This is a genomic window from Rhizobium album (genome assembly GCF_003122325.1).
Classification (GTDB): domain Bacteria; phylum Pseudomonadota; class Alphaproteobacteria; order Rhizobiales; family Rhizobiaceae; genus Metarhizobium; species Metarhizobium album.
Genome location: NZ_QFBC01000002.1, coordinates 757,774 through 773,996 on the forward strand (window position 1 = coordinate 757,774; position 16,223 = coordinate 773,996).

Annotated in this window: 17 protein-coding genes; 6 read left to right on the forward strand and 11 right to left on the reverse strand. The window is 64.2% G+C overall.

Features of this window, described 5'->3' with window-relative positions; translation table 11 throughout:
• Positions 1-19: 19 nt before the first annotated feature.
• From DEM27_RS07815 to DEM27_RS07835, 5 genes are all read right to left on the reverse strand, one after another.
• A complete protein-coding gene (locus DEM27_RS07815) occupies positions 20-688 on the reverse strand; it encodes an HAD family hydrolase (RefSeq protein ID WP_109457623.1) in 669 nt (222 codons plus the stop codon).
• Complete coding sequence (locus DEM27_RS07820) at positions 685-2,187, reverse strand: xylulokinase (RefSeq protein ID WP_109457722.1); 1,503 nt, start codon at positions 2,185-2,187, stop codon at positions 685-687. The genes DEM27_RS07815 and DEM27_RS07820 overlap by 4 nt, the downstream gene beginning before the upstream one ends.
• A gap of 30 nt (positions 2,188-2,217) precedes the next feature.
• Complete coding sequence (locus DEM27_RS07825) at positions 2,218-3,180, reverse strand: ABC transporter permease (protein WP_420028805.1); 963 nt, start codon at positions 3,178-3,180, stop codon at positions 2,218-2,220.
• A gap of 22 nt (positions 3,181-3,202) precedes the next feature.
• Positions 3,203-4,714 carry a sugar ABC transporter ATP-binding protein gene (locus tag DEM27_RS07830; protein WP_109457624.1) on the reverse strand — a complete coding sequence of 504 codons (1,512 nt, stop codon included), beginning with the start codon at positions 4,712-4,714 and terminating at the stop codon, positions 3,203-3,205.
• A gap of 148 nt (positions 4,715-4,862) precedes the next feature.
• On the reverse strand, positions 4,863-5,843 hold the full coding sequence (locus DEM27_RS07835; protein ID WP_109457625.1) for a substrate-binding domain-containing protein: 981 nt from the start codon (positions 5,841-5,843) through the stop codon (positions 4,863-4,865).
• Positions 5,844-6,043: 200 nt separating this feature from the next.
• On the opposite strand from DEM27_RS07835, the gene DEM27_RS07840 reads away from it, so the two are divergent.
• Genes DEM27_RS07840 through DEM27_RS07865 form a run of 6 tightly spaced genes read left to right on the forward strand, consistent with a single transcriptional unit; the run spans position 6,044 to position 11,045 of the window.
• Positions 6,044-6,667, forward strand: coding sequence for a glucose-6-phosphate isomerase (locus tag DEM27_RS07840; RefSeq protein ID WP_109457626.1), 624 nt, complete (start codon positions 6,044-6,046; stop codon positions 6,665-6,667).
• A gap of 35 nt (positions 6,668-6,702) precedes the next feature.
• Positions 6,703-7,356, forward strand: coding sequence for a bifunctional 4-hydroxy-2-oxoglutarate aldolase/2-dehydro-3-deoxy-phosphogluconate aldolase (eda, locus tag DEM27_RS07845; RefSeq protein ID WP_109457627.1), 654 nt, complete (start codon positions 6,703-6,705; stop codon positions 7,354-7,356).
• Positions 7,353-8,306 carry a shikimate dehydrogenase family protein gene (locus DEM27_RS07850; RefSeq protein ID WP_109457628.1) on the forward strand — a complete coding sequence of 318 codons (954 nt, stop codon included), beginning with the start codon at positions 7,353-7,355 and terminating at the stop codon, positions 8,304-8,306. Before eda ends, DEM27_RS07850 begins: the two co-directional genes overlap by 4 nt.
• 5 nt (positions 8,307-8,311) lie before the next feature.
• Positions 8,312-9,241, forward strand: a complete 930-nt coding sequence (locus DEM27_RS07855) for a phosphoglycerate dehydrogenase (RefSeq protein WP_109457629.1) — start codon at positions 8,312-8,314, stop codon at positions 9,239-9,241.
• An 8-nt stretch (positions 9,242-9,249) separates the two neighbouring features.
• Entirely contained in the window at positions 9,250-10,110 is an 861-nt protein-coding gene (locus DEM27_RS07860; protein WP_109457630.1) for an MBL fold metallo-hydrolase, read from the forward strand.
• Positions 10,111-10,151: 41 nt separating this feature from the next.
• Positions 10,152-11,045: an SIS domain-containing protein gene (locus DEM27_RS07865; protein ID WP_245445710.1), complete on the forward strand. Its 894-nt coding sequence runs from the start codon at positions 10,152-10,154 to the stop codon at positions 11,043-11,045.
• A 94-nt stretch (positions 11,046-11,139) separates the two neighbouring features.
• On the opposite strand, the gene DEM27_RS07870 is transcribed toward DEM27_RS07865, so the two are convergent.
• The 6 genes from DEM27_RS07870 to DEM27_RS07895 all read right to left on the reverse strand — a co-directional run bounded on the left by DEM27_RS07870 (position 11,140) and on the right by DEM27_RS07895 (position 16,223).
• Positions 11,140-12,417: an L-fuconate dehydratase gene (locus tag DEM27_RS07870; RefSeq protein ID WP_109457631.1), complete on the reverse strand. Its 1,278-nt coding sequence runs from the start codon at positions 12,415-12,417 to the stop codon at positions 11,140-11,142.
• A gap of 81 nt (positions 12,418-12,498) precedes the next feature.
• Positions 12,499-13,230, reverse strand: coding sequence for an SDR family oxidoreductase (locus DEM27_RS07875; RefSeq protein WP_109457725.1), 732 nt, complete (start codon positions 13,228-13,230; stop codon positions 12,499-12,501).
• Positions 13,231-13,241: 11 nt separating this feature from the next.
• On the reverse strand, positions 13,242-13,691 hold the full coding sequence (locus DEM27_RS07880; RefSeq protein WP_109457632.1) for a MaoC family dehydratase: 450 nt from the start codon (positions 13,689-13,691) through the stop codon (positions 13,242-13,244).
• Between the two features lie 3 nt (positions 13,692-13,694).
• The gene (locus tag DEM27_RS07885; RefSeq protein WP_109457633.1) at positions 13,695-14,774 is read right to left on the reverse strand and encodes a Gfo/Idh/MocA family protein; all 1,080 of its coding nucleotides are present in this window, start codon (positions 14,772-14,774) and stop codon (positions 13,695-13,697) included.
• Positions 14,767-15,096: an L-rhamnose mutarotase gene (locus tag DEM27_RS07890; RefSeq protein ID WP_109457634.1), complete on the reverse strand. Its 330-nt coding sequence runs from the start codon at positions 15,094-15,096 to the stop codon at positions 14,767-14,769. The genes DEM27_RS07885 and DEM27_RS07890 overlap by 8 nt, the downstream gene beginning before the upstream one ends.
• 11 nt (positions 15,097-15,107) lie before the next feature.
• Positions 15,108-16,223 (reverse strand): mandelate racemase/muconate lactonizing enzyme family protein, encoded by a 1,116-nt coding sequence (locus tag DEM27_RS07895; protein ID WP_109457635.1) that lies wholly within the window; start codon positions 16,221-16,223, stop codon positions 15,108-15,110.

Here is a 16,223-nt window from a genome sequence, read left to right on the forward strand (position 1 = left end):
GGCCTCCTCCTTGGATGGTTTAAAGTTGCGGCACGAATGTTTCGGAAAGACAGGCGGCGAGCACCGGCGTGATGTCGTCGGGATCGGCCATCACCACGCCCTCGGGGAAAACGATGTCCGGCCGGTGCTTTTCCGGCCAGGCGATGACGCGCATGCCGGCGGCAAGACCGGCCCTGGCGCCCGGCGCGCTGTCTTCGACGACAATGCAATCCTGCGGCTTCAGATCGAGCAGATAGGCGGCGCGCAGATAGGGTTCCGCATGCGGCTTGCCCAGGCGCACGTCGTTGCGCGTCACGGTGATGAGATCAGGCCATTGCAGGCCGACGGCACGCAGGTTGGCGTCGGCGAGCATGCGGTCGGAATTGGAGACGATCGCCATCTCCGCACCGCGCGCCCGCAGGAGATCGATGGCCGCGCGTGCACCCGGACGCATTTTCAGGCCCGGCGCCTGGCGCAGGTAATGGGCGTATTTCGCCGCGACGAAATCATCGAGGCTGAGATGCAGGCCGATGAGCTTGACGAGATAGGCGTGGCAATCGGCCATCGTCATGCCGGTGATCGCCTTGGCGAAACCCGGCGGCACCGAATAACCGTGCTCGACCACGGCTGCCGCCATTGTCTCGTAATGCGTTTCCTCGCTGTCGACGAGCGTTCCGTCCATGTCGAACAGGACTGCCTTGCGTGTCATGATGCCATTCCATCGAGATCGTTGTAGAGCGCCTGACTATGCGCATAAAGTTTCTCGAAGAAAGGCTGCATCTTGGCATAAACGTCCACCCAGCGCGGATCGGGGCGGATTTCTTCGGCAAAGGAAACGTAAGCGTCGGCTGCATCCTCGACTCTGGAGAAACGGCCGGTCGCCGCTGCCGCCATGGCGGCGCAGCCGACGATGCCGCATTCCGCCTCTTGCGGAACGAGGATCGGGATGTTGTAGACGCTGGCCTTGATCGTCATCCACAGCTTCGTCTTGGCGCCGCCACCCGAAGCGATGACGCGCTCCAGCCTGGAACCCGAGATGCCGTCGAGGATATTGATGTGCCGCTTCACCGCGAAGGCCACGCCTTCCAGCACGGCGCGGTGCATGTGCGCCAGGCCATGGCCGGCGCCGATACCGAAGAACTGCGCACGGGCGTTGCGATGGTCGCCCAGCCGCTCGCCGACAAGGTAAGGCATGAAGAACAGGCGGTCGGAGCCAGCGGGCGCTTCCGCCGCCTTCGCAACGATATCGGCATAAGACAGCTGCTTTTCGTGGAAGGCGCGGCGCGCCCAGCGCATCGCATCGCCGCCGGATTCGAGCAGCATGAAGGCGCCCCAGTTGCCTTCCACCGTGCCGACGTTCGATACGGACGGATCGAGCAGCGGCTTTTCGGCAATCGCCGTGATGATCGCCGAGGTCCCCATCACTTCCGAGCCGATGCCCGGACGGCAGACACCCGAGCCAAGCAGAGCTACCGGATAATCGGCGCCGCCGACCAGCACCGGCGTGCCGGCGCGCAGCCCCGTCTCCAGGGCGGCGGCCTCCGTCACATGCCCGAGGATTTCGACCGGATCGCGCAGCGGCGCGAGCTTGCTTTTGTCGAGGCCAAGCAGGCCGACCATTTTGTCCGACCATTCGCCGGTCTGCGGGTTCATCAGGAAGCTGGCACCGCCGTCGGTGCGGTCCATGGCGATCTCGCCGGTCAGCTTCAGGTTGATGTAGTCCTTCGGCATCAGCACCGCGGCGGTGCGCGCATAGGCGGACGGGTCGTTGTCGCGCAGCCATTGCAGCTTGAAGCCCGGCCAGGCCGGTGTCGGCGGATTGGCGCTTTCGGCCAGGTATTCCGCCGGCGCATGCGCCCGCTCGAAAGCCGTAACGTAGTCGACCGTGCGCTTGTCGTTCCAGAGCGGCGCCGTCTCGCGCGTCAGCACGCCGTTGCCGTCGACCAGCACCGTCCCGTGCATCTGGCCGCAGGCTGAGACAGCCGAGATGCGCGAGCGGGCGTCCGGCGCGGTCTCCAGGACCTCGCGGATCGCCGCCGCGACACCCTGCCACCAGTCCGCCGGCCGCTGTTCCGACCAGCCGAACTGCGGCACGATCTGCTCGTGCTCGCGGACGGCGATCGACAGGATCTTCCCCTTCACGTCCACCAGCGCGGCGCGAACGCTGCCGGTGCCCACATCGATTGCCAGGAAAAGATCGTCGGCCATGGTCATGCCCTGTCTTGGATTTGCGCTCGGTTACTTCCGGAACCAGTTGGATGCATATTGCAGCAGCATGGCGCCGACAATGATGCAGCCCATGAAGACCTGCTGATGGTAACCCGGAACGCGCGCAAGGTTCATCATATTGGCGATGATGCCAAGCACAATCACGCCGATGAAGGTGTTGAAAACACCGCCGCGGCCGCCCATCAGGCTGGCGCCGCCGATGACGACGGCAGCGATGGCATCGAGCTCGGCACCGACGCCGATATTGGCGGAGCCGACACCCGTGCGGCTGGTGGAGACGATGCCGGCGCCGGCAGCCAGAACGCCTGAAATAACGTAGACCGACATGGTGTACCAGGCGACCGGAATACCGGACAGGCGCACCGCCTCGACGTTCGAGCCGATCGCCTTGACCAGGCGGCCATAGCGCGTGAACACCAGCACCGCACCGGCAACCAGGAAGACGACAGCCATCAGAATGACCGGATAGGGAAGTCCGGCGAAGAAACCGGCGCCGAAGGCGGTGATCACCGCACCCGGCTCGCCGACCATGATCGGCTGGCCGGCAGAGACAATGAAGGCGAGGCCACGCGCCACCGTCATCATCGCCAGCGTCGTGACGAAAGGCGGCAGTTTCAGGAAGGCGACGAGGACGCCGGAAACGAGACCACAGATACCGCCGACCACAAGTGCCGCCAGCATCGAGACACCCGGTCCGTACTGCGCCACCAAAAGGGCCGAAAGCACGCTGCCGAGGGCGGCGACCGAACCGACGGAAAGATCGATGCCGCGCGTCAGAATGACGAAGAGCATGCCGACCGCCATCAGGCTGGTGCCGGAAATCTGGCGCAGGACGTTGAGCAGGTTGCGCTCCGTGAGGAAGACGTTCGACATCGAGGTCGCGACGATCACCAGTGCAACGAGGATGGCGATGGTGCCGTAACGCTGCAGGATCTGGCCAACATTCAGGGAGCGGCGGGGTGTTTCGGTCAATTCGGTCACGGCGATAACCCGATCAATGGTTGGAGACGGTCTGGGGCTGGGCCTTGGGCGCGACCATGGCCAGCTTCAACAGTTTTTCTTCGGTATAGTCCTCGGGCTCCAGCGAACCCGTCAGCTGGCCTTCGCGCATGATGAGGATGCGGTCGCAGAGGCCGAACAGCTCCAGGTGCTCGGAGGAGATGACGAGCACGGCACGGCCCTCGGCCGCCAGCGACTTGATCAGCGAGTAGATCTCCGTCTTGGCGCCGACATCGACGCCGCGGGTCGGCTCGTCGAAGATCAGGATGTCGCCATCGGCATGGAACCACTTGGCCAGCACCACCTTCTGCTGGTTGCCGCCCGACAGGCTGGAGGCCGGGTCGTTGAGGCTGCCGGCCTTCAGGCGCAGCTTGGCGGCGAGATCGGAAACGGTCGCCTTTTCCGCCGCGCGGCGGATGAAGCCGAAGAGGTTGACGAGCGGCGTCAGCTTCGCCATCGTCGCGTTGACGCGGATGGGGAAGTCGAGGATCAGCCCCTGCTCCTTGCGGCTTTCCGGCACGAGGCCGATGCCGGCATTGACGGCATCCACCGGCGTGCGGATCTTCACCGGCTTGCCGTGGATGAAGATCTGGCCCGACTTCGCCTGCTCGGCGCCGAAGATCAGCCGCACCAGCTCGGTCCGGCCGGCGCCGACGAGGCCGCCGAGCCCGATGATCTCACCGGCGCGCACGGAAAGCGACACGCCCTTGACGCGGTTGCCGTCGGACAGTTTTTCGACGCGCAGCACCTCGTCGCCGGGCGTGCGGGCGACATCCTCGCCGAACAGCGCCTTCAGCGACCGGCCGACCATCATGCGGATGACGTCGTCGATCTCCACCGCGGAGCGCTCGACCGTCTGCACCGAAGCGCCGTCCTTCATGACGGTGATGCGGTCGGCGATGCGGAACACCTCGTCGAGGCGGTGGGAGATGTAGATGACGCCGACGCCGCGATCGCGCAGCGAGCGGATGATGCCGAGCAGCCGCTCCGCATCCTGCACCGAGAGCACCGCGGTCGGCTCGTCGAACACCATGACGCGGGCATTGCGCGACAGCGCCTTGGCGATCTCGACCACCTGCTGGTGGGCGACCGACAGTTCGGAGACGGTCTCGCCCGGATTGATGTTGAAGCCGAGGCTGGTGATCAGCTCGCGGGCACGGCGGTTCAGGTCCGACCAGGAGATGATCGAGGGAATTTCGGAGAGGAAGATGTTCTCGGCCACCGTCAGATCGGTCGCCAGCGCCATTTCCTGGTGGATGATGGCAATGCCTTTTTCGAGCGCATCGGACGGGCGGCGGAAATGCTGGACATCACCGCCGACCTTCACCGTGCCGGCTTCCGGCACGTATTCGCCGCCGAGAACGCGCATCAGCGTCGACTTGCCGGCGCCGTTTTCGCCGAGCAGCGCATGCACCTCGCCGGGGCGAAGTCCGAAATCGACGCCCTGCAGCGCCTTCACGCCACCGAAATTCTTGCGAATGCCTGTCAGTTCTACGAGTTGATCCATGAGACGACGTCCTGGAAAAGCATGGCGGACCGTTTCAACGCGGACGGCCAGACAGTTGCGTCAACCGTCCGGCGCCCGTGATTCCCTCTTGATCCGGTGAACGGCCGGCATGCCCGGAGGCGATGCCGACCGCAGGGAGGAACCGGTCTTAGAATACGGCGTCAGCCTTGTAGTAGGTGTCGACATTGTCCTTGGTGATCGCCGTCGGCGTCGTGTAGGTGATCTTGGAGATGTCGGCCGGCAGCGAACCGTCGATCGCCTTCTTGGCGAGGTCGACGGCGGTCGCGGCAACCAGCGCCGGATCGTTCAGGCCGGTCGCGGCGTAGGAGCCTTCCTTGATCATCGCCAGCGCTTCCTTCTGGCCGTCGGCGGCAGCGATCAGCGTGACGCCTTCGAGGCGGCCGGCCTGTTCGAGCGCCATCTTGGCGCCGAGAACCATCGAGTCGTTTTCGCCGAGCACGACGTTGATATCCGGATTGGCGACCAGCAGGTCTTCCATGGCCTTCAGGCCGCCTTCATGGCCCCAGAGGCCCCAGCCCTGGCCGACGACTTCGAAACGGGCGCGGCCTTCGTTGCGCAGCTGGCCTTCGAGCAGGCCGGCGAGCACGCCGAGGCGGCGCTCCTGGCCGACTTCATTGCCCTTGTCGCCGGACAGCAGGGCGATCTTCAGATCCTTGCCCTTGGTGATGTCGGCAAGATACTGGCCGACGAGCAGGCCGTTCTGGCTGTTGGAGGACTGCACGAGCGTGACGAAGTTCGCCTGCGGGTCGATGGTCGAGTCGATCACGAACACCTTGACGCCGGCGGCGGTCGCGGCGTTGACGGCACCGACCAGGCCCTTGCTGTCGCGCGGGTTGATGATCAGGGCGCCGATGCCCTGGGCGACCATGTCTTCGACGTCGGCGATCTGCTTGTTCAGGTCGTTCTGCGCGTCCGAAGACAGAACTTCGCAACCGAGCGATTCAGCCTGCTTCTTGGCGGAAACTTCCTGCGCGGCGAAATAGGGCGCATCGAGCGTCTTCATGGAGATGCCGATCTTGCAATCGGCAGCCTGGGCAGCCGAAAGGGCTGCGAGCGAAACGGCGGCGGCGAGGCCAAGCTTGAGGGCAGTGCGCTTTACGAAAGTCATGATTTTCTCCTCCACAGGGGAATGCGTCATTCGAGCCAGCTTCTGTATGGCTGATATGTAGCGTAATTACCGTATTTTTCCGCGTCAACATATTTTTTCATCAAAACCCTGCTCGTTTTCGTAATTTTACGCCTAAATTTTCCGCTTGATTGTATTTGGACGATTATTTATGTAATTTCACTACAAACATGGAGGATCCAATGTTGCGAGAACCCGTCACCAGCGTCGTCAGCCCTGAGACCGGCGGCATGAGCGGAAACACCGGACGCTACGAGAAGCGCTTGAGCGATCTCGCCGGCCTCTATGAAGACGCCGCCGCCCACCAGGCCCTCGTGGAGAAACTGGCCGACCCGGTCGTCTACGACGTCGAGGATTTTCGCCCGGGCAATCACAGCGGCGACCTTATCTACGGTGTCACCCGCATGAATCCCGGCCGCGTCGGCCGTGAATTTTTCCTGACCCGCGGCCATATCCATGCCAAGGCCGACCGTCCCGAGATCTATTACGGCCAGAAGGGCCATGGCCTGATGCAACTGGAATCGCCTGATGGCGAAACGCGCATCGTCGAGATCGGCCCGCAGACCATATGTTACGTGCCGCCCTTCTGGATCCACCGCTCGATCAATGTCGGCGACGAGGACCTTGTCATGGTCTTCGCCTACCCCTCCGACAGCGGCCAGGATTATGGCATCATCGAAGCGTCCAACGGCATGCGCCACCGCGTGGTCGCCAAGGACGGCGGCGGCTGGGCGCTGATCGACAACCCCGCCTACAAGCCGCGCCGGCCGGAAACGGTCGTGGCCCTGATGAAACAATACGCCTGATCGAAGCACCGCTCCAAATCGAAGGACAAGGGATCATGGACAATCCGATCGACCTTATCGCCAGCCTGGGCGTCGTGCCCGTCATCGCCATCGAAAAAGCCTCCGACGCCGTGCCGCTGGCCGACGCACTGCTGGAAGGCGGCCTGCCGGTCGCCGAAATCACGTTTCGCACGGCCGCCGCAGCCGACGTGCTGGCCGCCATCCGCGATGCCCGGCCGGAACTGTGCATCGGCGCCGGCACCATCCTCGACAAGGACAACCTGAAGCGCGCCGTCGATTCCGGCGCCCGCTTCGGCCTGGCGCCGGGTTACGATCCTGAAATCGTCGATGCCGCCAAGGCCGCCGGCCTGCCCTTCTGCCCGGGCATCATGACGCCGACCGACCTGACGCAGGCGACGGCGCGCGGCGTGCGGCTGGCGAAGTTCTTCCCCGCCGGCGTCGCCGGAGGCCCAAAGGCGCTTGCCGGCATTGCCGCTCCCTTCGCCCATCTCGGCGTGCGTTTCATCCCCACCGGCGGCGTCACCGAAGGCACGATCGGCGAATGGCTGGCGATCAAGCAGGTGGTTGCCGTCGGCGGCACCTGGATCGCTAAGACCGAAGACATTCGCGAAGGCCGCTTCGCCGAGATCGCCAAAAATGCCGCGGGCGCCGTCAAGGCCGCCAGGGAAGCGCTGGAGAAACGCGCGTGAGCAAGTACGAACCGGCAACGAAGCCGACCCTCTATTTCATCGGCGTCACCACGGGCAAAAGCTCGATCATGAAGGTGTTTCCGGCCTGGGCCGAGTATCTCGGCCTCAAGGACGCGGTCATCAAGGGCATGGACTTCAAGCTCCATGACGACCCGGCCGCCTATCGCGAGGCCGTCGCCTTCATCCGCGACGATCCGATGTCGATGGGCGCGCTGGTGACGACGCACAAGATCGACCTCTTCGCCGCCTGCAAGGACATGTTCGACGTCATCGACCCGCATGCGCGGCTGATGGACGAGACGAGCTGCATCTCGAAGATCGACGGCAAGCTCATCTGCCATGCCAAGGACCCGATTTCGTCCGGCCTCTCCATCGACGGTTTCCTCGGCGAAAACTATTTCGCCGAAACCGGCGCCGACCTGTTCTCCATGGGCGCCGGCGGCTCGACCATCGCGCTTACATGGCACCTGATGCGCCGCTCGCGCGGCGACAACGTGCCGGGCCGCATCGTCGTCTCCAACCGCAGCCAGCATCGCCTCGACGAGATCCGCCGCATCCATGCCGAAGTGGCGACCGACGTGCCGATCGAATACGTGCTGGCGCCGAAGCCGGAAGACAACGACGCCGTGCTGCCGACGCTGAAGCCCGGCTCGCTGGTCATCAACGCCACCGGGCTCGGCAAGGATGCGCCGGGTTCGCCGCTCTCCAACGCCTGCGTCTTCCCGAAAAAGGCGGTCGTCTGGGACCTCAATTATCGCGGCGACCTGATCTTCCTCGACCAGGCACGCGACCAGCAGGTCGAACGCGACCTGCAGATCGTCGACGGCTGGACCTATTTCCTGCACGGCTGGACGCAGGTGATCGCCGAAGTCTTCCACATCGACATCCCGACCTCCGGCCCATCCTTCGACAAGATTTCCGAAATCGCCCTGAAGGCAGCCGGGAGATAAGCCAGATGAACCAGCGCATCCTCGTCACCCCCCGCTCGCTGACCGCCGAACCGCATCCGGATGTCGAGCGCCTGAAGGACAGCGGCTACGAAATCGTCTATTCGACGCCCGGCGCCATGCCGACGGAAGACGAGCTTCTGTCGCTCGTGCCCGGCTGCGTCGGCTGGCTTGCCGGCGTCGAGCCGGTGACGCCGAAGATCGTCGAGGCGGCCAGCAACCTCAAGGTCATCAGCCGCAACGGCGTCGGCGTCGATAACCTGCCGGTCGAGATCCTGCAGCAACGCGGCGTCAAGATCATGATCGCCGAAGGCGCCAATTCCATGGGTGTCGCGGAGCTGACGATCGGCCTGCTGTTCAGCGCCATGCGCGCCATCCCGGCTGCCGATGCCGGCATCAAGGCCGGCGGCTGGCCGCGCACCCGCGGCCTGGAAATTCACGGCCGCACCGTCGGCATCATCGGCTGCGGCGCCATCGGCCGCGAAGTCGCCCGCATGGTCGTCGCGCTGGGTGCGAAAGTCATCGCTTACGATCCGATGCGCCCCAACCTCGACCTGCCCGGCGCCTCCTTCTCTTATGCCGAGATCGACGAGATCGTCGCCGAGGCGGAGGTGATCTCGCTGCATTGCCCGATGCCGCGCGACGGTTCGGCGCTGTTCACCCGCGAGCGGCTGTTTGCCGCAAAGCCAGGCCTGGTGCTGATCAATACCGCCCGCGCCCGGCTCATCGACGAGGAAGCGCTGCTTGAAGCGCTCGATGCCGGCCAGATCGCCTGCTACGCCACCGATGTCTTCGAGCCGGAACCGCCGGTCGACCTGAGGCTTGCGACCAACCGCCGGGTGATCGCCACCAGCCATATCGGCGGCTTCACCGCCGAAAGCGTCGATCGCGCCACAAAGATCGCCGCCAACAACCTGCTTGCCGCCCTGCAGGCGTGAGCGTGGCCATGCGCGGCCTGATCGAAACGCCCTTCGAGGGCCCCCTTGCCCGCCGGCTTCAGGCGGGCATCGCCGAACGGCCGACGCTCTACTGGCTCGGCCAGGCCGGCTTCGTCATCGACATCGCCGGGAAGCGGCTGGTGATCGACCCTTACCTTTCCGATAGCCTGGCCGAAAAATACAAGGGCACGGCACGGCCGCATGTGCGCATGATGCCGCCGCCGGTCAGCGTCGCGGAAATCGGGGCCGTCGACGGGGTGCTCTGCACCCACGCCCACACCGACCATATGGATCCGGGGACGCTGAAACCGCTGCTGGCCGCCAATCCGCAAGCGCGCCTGGTCGCCCCACGGGCAATGCGGACCCAGGCGCTGGAACGCAGCGGCATCGCGGCGGACCGGCTCGACCTGCTCGGTGCCGGCGAGGTGCTGGAGGTCGACCCCGGCCTCGCCGTTACCGCCACCCGCGCGGCGCACGAAACGCTGGAGACGGACGAACACGGCGACCACCGCTTCCTCGGTTATCTCATCGCCGCCGATGGCTGCCGGATCTGGCATTCCGGCGACTGCATTCCTTTCGATGACCTCGAACAGGAAGTCGCCGCGCTGGAACCGGATATCGCCCTGCTGCCGGTCAACGGCCGCCGGCCGGAGCTTTCGCAAAACGGCGTACCCGGCAATTTTGATCTCGACGAGGCGATAACGCTCGCCGGCGCTGTTGGCGCCTCGGCGATGATCGCCCATCACTACGGGCTCTTCGACTTCAACACCGCCGCACCGGAAGAGATCGACGCGGCTGCCCGCTCAAGCCTCTCTCCGGTTGTGCACCGCGCCCGCGAAGCGATTGCTTTCGAATGGGCCGGCCTCTAGGTTGAGCGCAAAAGCGTCGGCGCGACGGGGAACAGCAAGGCATGAGCATGGACACGGATACGCGAGCGGATATCCGAAATCCCAACCGCAACATCATCGAGGTCATCCGGACGCTGCGGCCCGAGCTGCGCAAGTCGGACCGCAAGGTCGCCGACGTCGTCTTGGAAGACCCGCGCCGCATCCTCAACGCCACCGTCGGCGAAACTGCGGCGCTCGCCGAGGTCAGCCAGCCGACCGTGCTGCGGTTTTCGACCGCCATCGGCTGCAACGGTTTCCAGGATTTCAAGATCCGGCTGGCCCAGAGCCTGGCGCTCGGCACGCCGGCGACCCATTCCGTGCTGCTCGACACCGACGAGCCGGAAGTCGTGGCGGAAAAGATCTTCGACTATACGATGACCAGCCTCGACTGGGCGCGCTCCCGCCTCGACAAGGCGGCGCTGCACAAGGCGATCGACATCCTGGCCGCCGCCCGTTCGATCGAATTCTTCGGGTTCGGCGCCTCCGGCATCGTCGCCCGCGACGCACAGCAGAAATTCCCGCTGTTCGGCGTGCCCTGTGGCGCGCAGCTCGATTCGCACCAGCAGGTGATGGTGGCGACGATGATGAACCCCGGCGACGTCGCCTTCATGATTTCCAATACCGGCACGACGCGCTCGATCATCGAGATCGCCCGCATCGCCCGTGAAAACGGTGCCTCGGTGATCGGGCTGACCGGCTCGGATTCGCCGCTCGCCTCCTATTGCGACGTGCCGCTGGTCGTCGAGACGCTGGAAAACACCAACATGTACACGCCGACGATCTCGCGCATCGCCGCCCTCGTCGTCATCGACATCCTCTCCACCAGCGTCGCCATGCGCCGGCCGGCGGAAGACCAGGCGCGCATCCACCGCATGAAGCGGCAGCTGAGCGACATGCGCAAGATGCAGCCTATCTGAGGATTGGCAGCCGCGCCGAACTCCCGGAAAGCGAAAAGCCCGCCGCAAACAATGCGACGAGCCTTTTCACTTGATCAGGGCGCAGGATGCAGCATCACCCCTTGAAGGTGTAGTCCGCAATCGATTGCGGCTTCATCTCGATGGAAAAGCCCGGCAGCGACGGCGGCATGTAGGCCGCGTCCCGGATGACGCAGGGGTCGACGAAATGTTCGTGCAGATGGTCGACGAACTCGATGACCCTGCCCTCCTTGGTGCCGGACACGGCGATGTAATCGATCATCGACAGGTGCTGCACATATTCGCAGAGGCCGACGCCGCCGGCATGCGGCCAGACCGGCAGGTTGTACTTCGCGGCGATCAGCAGCACCGCCAGCACCTCGTTCAGGCCACCCATGCGGCACGAATCGATCTGCACCACGTCGATGGCGCCTTCGGCGATGAACTGCTTGAACATGATGCGGTTCTGGCACATCTCGCCGGTCGCGACCTTCACCGGGCCGATCGCCTGGCGGATCTTGCGATGGCCGGCGACGTCGTCGGGGCTCGTCGGCTCCTCGATGAAGAACGGCTTGCAGAAGGAAAGCTTCTTCACCCAGTCGATCGCCTGGTCGACCTCCCAGACCTGGTTGGCATCGATCATCAGGTAACGATCCGGACCGATGACCTCGCGGGCGATGGTCAGGCGGCGGATATCGTCTTCCAGGTCGCGGCCGACCTTCATCTTGACGTGATTGAAGCCGGCGTCGATGGCTTCCTGGCACAGGCGGCGCAGCTTGTCGTCGTCGTAACCCAGCCAGCCGGCCGAGGTCGTGTAGCAGGCGTAGCCTTCCTTCTCCAGCGTGGCGATGCGCCCGGCCTTGCCGGCCTCGGCCTTCTTGAGGATGGCAAGCGCGTCGTCACGGGTCAGCACGTCGGTGAGGTAGCGGTAATCGACGATATCGGCGATCTGCTCCGGGCTCATGTCGCCGATCAGGCGCCAGACCGGCTTGCCGGCTTCCTTGGCGAGCAGGTCCCAGACGGCGTTGACGACAGCGCCGGTGGCCAGGTGCATGGCGCCCTTGTCCGGGCCGATCCAGCGCAACTGGCTGTCGCCGGTGAGATGGCGCCAGTATTTGCCGGGATTCTCCAGCACCGTGGCAAGCTCGGTGCCGACGACCAGATGGCGCATCGCCTCGATCGCCATGCAGCAGATGTCGTTGCCGCGGCCGATGGTGAAGGTCAGGCCGTGGCCGGTCAGGCCCGGCTTGTCGGTATCGAGGATGACATAGGCGGCCGAATAATCCGGATCCGGATTCATGGCATCCGAGCCGTCGAGGCTCTGGGATGTGGGGAAGCGCAGGTCGAAGACGCGAAGGTCGGTAATGCGGGTCATGGTAACCTCTAGAAATCGGAGGGACGGCGGCCTATCGCCGTCGCTCCCTGCAAACGGCCGCAGATGGGGTTATGGGCTTGCTCAGATGGTCCAGCCGCCGTCAATGGCGTAGGCTTGGCCGGTCGTATAGGTGGCGCCGGCAAGATAGACGGCGAGATCGGCGATTTCCTCCGGTGTCCCAATGCGGCCAATCGGCTGACGGGCGACGAAGGCGGCGCGGGTCGCTTCGTAGTCACCCTGCGCACGCAGTCGCTCCTGCAGCGACGGGCTTTCGACCGTGCCTGGGCAAATGGCGTTGCAACGGATGCCCTGCGCCACGTAGTCGGCGGCAATCGCTTTGGTGAGGCCGATGACGGCCGCCTTGGTGACGCCGTACGCGAAGCGGTTCGCCACGCCCTTCACGCTGGAGGCGACGGAAGCCATATTGACGATGGCACCGTCCTTGCGTTCCAGCATGCCCGGCAGCACGGCGCGGATCAGGCGGATCTGGGCCTTGACGTTGAGGTCGAAGGCGAATTCGAGATCCTTGTCCGGCATCTCCAGGATATTGCCGCCATGAACGACACCGGCGCAATTGAACAGCACATCGACGGCACCGATTTCGGCCACCAGCGCCTTGACGGCATCGTCGTCGAGCACGTTGAGTTTCTTGACGACGACGTTTTCGCTCGCCAGTTCATTAAGCAGGTCCATGTTGATGTCGGTCGCGACGACCTTCGCGCCCGCCTTGGCAAAAGCCAGCGCCGAGGCGCGGCCGATGCCCTGTGCGGCCGCGGTGATCAGCACGGTCTTGCCTACCAGATAGTCCGTCATGGTTTCATCCTTCACTTCTGTTTGCGCTCGACGAGCAGGATGTGATCCGCCGCCAGAACGACTTCATTTCGCTGATTGAGCACTTCGCAACGTTCGACGACGCGGCCCATCTCCGGCCGTTTCGGATCGTCCTCCTTGGCCGAGATGGTGACGCGCGTGCGGATCGTATCACCGATATGGACGGGACGGATGAAGCGAAGCCGGTCGTACCCATAAGAAAATGCCACGGGGTTGATCAGCGATGCCGTCAGGCCGACGCCGATCGAAAAAATCATCGTGCCGTGGGCGATGCGCTGGCCGCCGGGCAGCGTCTTGGCGAATTCGGCATCCATGTGATGCGGGAAAAAATCGCCCGTATGGCCGGCATGCACAACAAAATCCGTCTCGGTGATGGTGCGGCCGGTGGTGGTGCGCTCGTGACCGAGCTCATAGTCTTCGTAGTGGATGGTCTGTTCCGCCATGTCTCAGGCCTCCGGAAGTTTGGCCAGCGGCGTTGCCGGGCTGGCGCAGGATTCATAAGCGGCCTCGACAAGCGCCATGGTCTGCCAGGCATCCTCGACGGAGCCGATCAGTAACTCGTCCTCGCCGGTGGCGAACCGCTGCAGGTTCGCCATGCGGTTTTCGAAGGCATCCGGGAACCAGGCGCCTTCGAGCGGCACCTGCACCCAGTCTTGACCGCCGGCAGGGCGTATCCACAACTCATCCGGCTCACCGCGCGGATAATCGAGATTGACGCCGAGCTTGACGTAGGCCGCGCCCTCGGTGCCGCTGATACGGAATTCGCAGGCCTGGAATTTTCGGCCGAAATCATGGTCGTGATTGACCGAGACGACGCAGCGGACCTTGTCGCCGTAATCGAGGATCGCGGCGGTGCGCGTCTGCGCCACGTCGTGGTTTGGATGACCGAGCGTCTTGGCATGCACGCCGAGCGGATTGCCGAGCAGGCCGCGGATGAAATCGAGATAATGGATCGAGTGCATGGCGATCTCGATGCGCGGCAGGCCCTTGAGGAAGGACCAAAGCCCCCACGGCGTCGCCAAAGCCAGCCAGGCGTCGAAATCGACGACTTCGCCAAGCAGGCCTTTTGCCACGGCATCCTTCAAAGCCAGCATCATCGGCGCAAATCGGAGCTGGAAATTGACGGCGGCCTGGATGTCGCGCTCGCGGCAGATTTTGAGGATCTCGGTCGCACCGGCGAGATCGCTGCCCATCGGCTTCTGGATCAGCGCGAAGGAACCCTTCGGCAGCAATTTCAGGATGGAGACATGCGCGGCCGGCGGCGTCGCTAGGTCGAAAATCGCATTCTCGACCGCAACGGCCTCCTCCTGCGAGGCGAAGGCGCGGACGCCCCACTGGCTCGCCAAGGCTTCGGCCTTTTCGCGGTTCGGGTCGTAGATGCCGGCGACCGGGAAGCCTGCCTTCTTGTATGCCGGCAGGTGCGCGTCGCCGACGATAGAACCGGCGCCGAAGATGACGATCGGGCGCGGCGTCGCAGGCTTCGGCCACCATTGCTGCAGGGATTTGGGATCGAAACTCTCAACCATGATGAAAAACCTCCTCCATCATCGCCCACCACTCGCCTTGCCTGCGGGTCTCGAGCGGCTTCTGGCAGGGCATGCAGACCGACCACCATTCCTGGTTCTTCGAGCTGGCCGCCATCCTGGCCATGTCGGCCTCGAAATCGCTGCCGACATATTCCCAATAACCGAACAGCAGGTTTTCCGGCTCCTTGAGGAAGATGGAATAGTTGGTGATGTTGCATTCGGAGATCAGTGACAGGATCTCCGGCCAGACCGCCGCATGCAGCGCCTTGTATTCCGCCACCTTTTCCGGCTGCAGGCCGATCACCATGCCCATGCGCTGCATCGTTTTGCTCCTCAGTTGCCGGTGAATTCGCGGGTGAATTCGGCGATGCTGCGCGCCTTCACCGCATCCCAGTCCCACGCGATACCGATCCCCGGCTCGGAGGGCGCAATCGCCCGGCCGTCGCGGATTTCCATGCCCCTGGTGGTCAGGTCGTCGAGTTGCGGGATGTATTCGACATATTTGCCGTTCTGCACGGCGCAGACCAGGCTGACATGCAGTTCCATCAGGAAATGCGGGCATACCGGGATGTCGAAGGCTTCCGCCGCATGCGCCACCTTCAGCCACGGCGTGATGCCGCCGATGCGGGCGACGTCGACCTGCACGATGGAGCAGGCACCCTTCTGCATGTATTCGCGGAAATGCCGGATCGAATACATCGATTCGCCGACGGCGATCGGTGTTGCCGTCGAGCGCGTCAGGCGGATATGGCCGTCGAGATCGTCGGCCGGCAGCGGCTCCTCGATCCAGGCGAGGTCAAGCTCGGCCAGGCGCGCGGCGCGGCGGATCGCCTCGTCGACGGAAAAACCCTGGTTGCAGTCGGTCATGATCTCGAAACCATCGCCGAGCGCCTTGCGCATCGCCGAAAGACGATCGTAGTCCTCGGAACCGTGCGGCTTGCCGATCTTGACCTTGGAGCCGGAAAAACCCTTGGCCTTGGCCTGTAGCGCATCCTCGACCAGCGCTTCCTTGGGGATGTGCAGCCAGCCGCCTTCGGTGGTGTAAAGCGGGCAGCTGTCCTTGGCGCCGCCGGCGAGCTTCCACAGCGGCAGCTTCTGCTTCTTGGCGCGCAGGTCCCAGAGCGCAGTATCGACGGCGGCCAGCGCCAGGGCCGTGATCGCGCCGATGGTGGTAGCGTGGGTGGCGAACTCTAGTCTGTGCCACAGGGCCTCGATACGGTCGGCATCCTCGCCGATCAACAGCGGCACGAGGTGATCCGACAGAAGCCGCATGACGGAGGAACCGCCGGTGCCGATCGTATAGGAATAACCGATGCCGACGGCGCCATCGGAATCGGTGATGGTGACGATCGGCGTTTCCTGGCTGACGAAGCTCTGGATGGCATCCGTGCGCTTCACCTTCGGCGGCAGGTCCACCATCCGCAATTCGATTTTCTCAATACGGGCCAT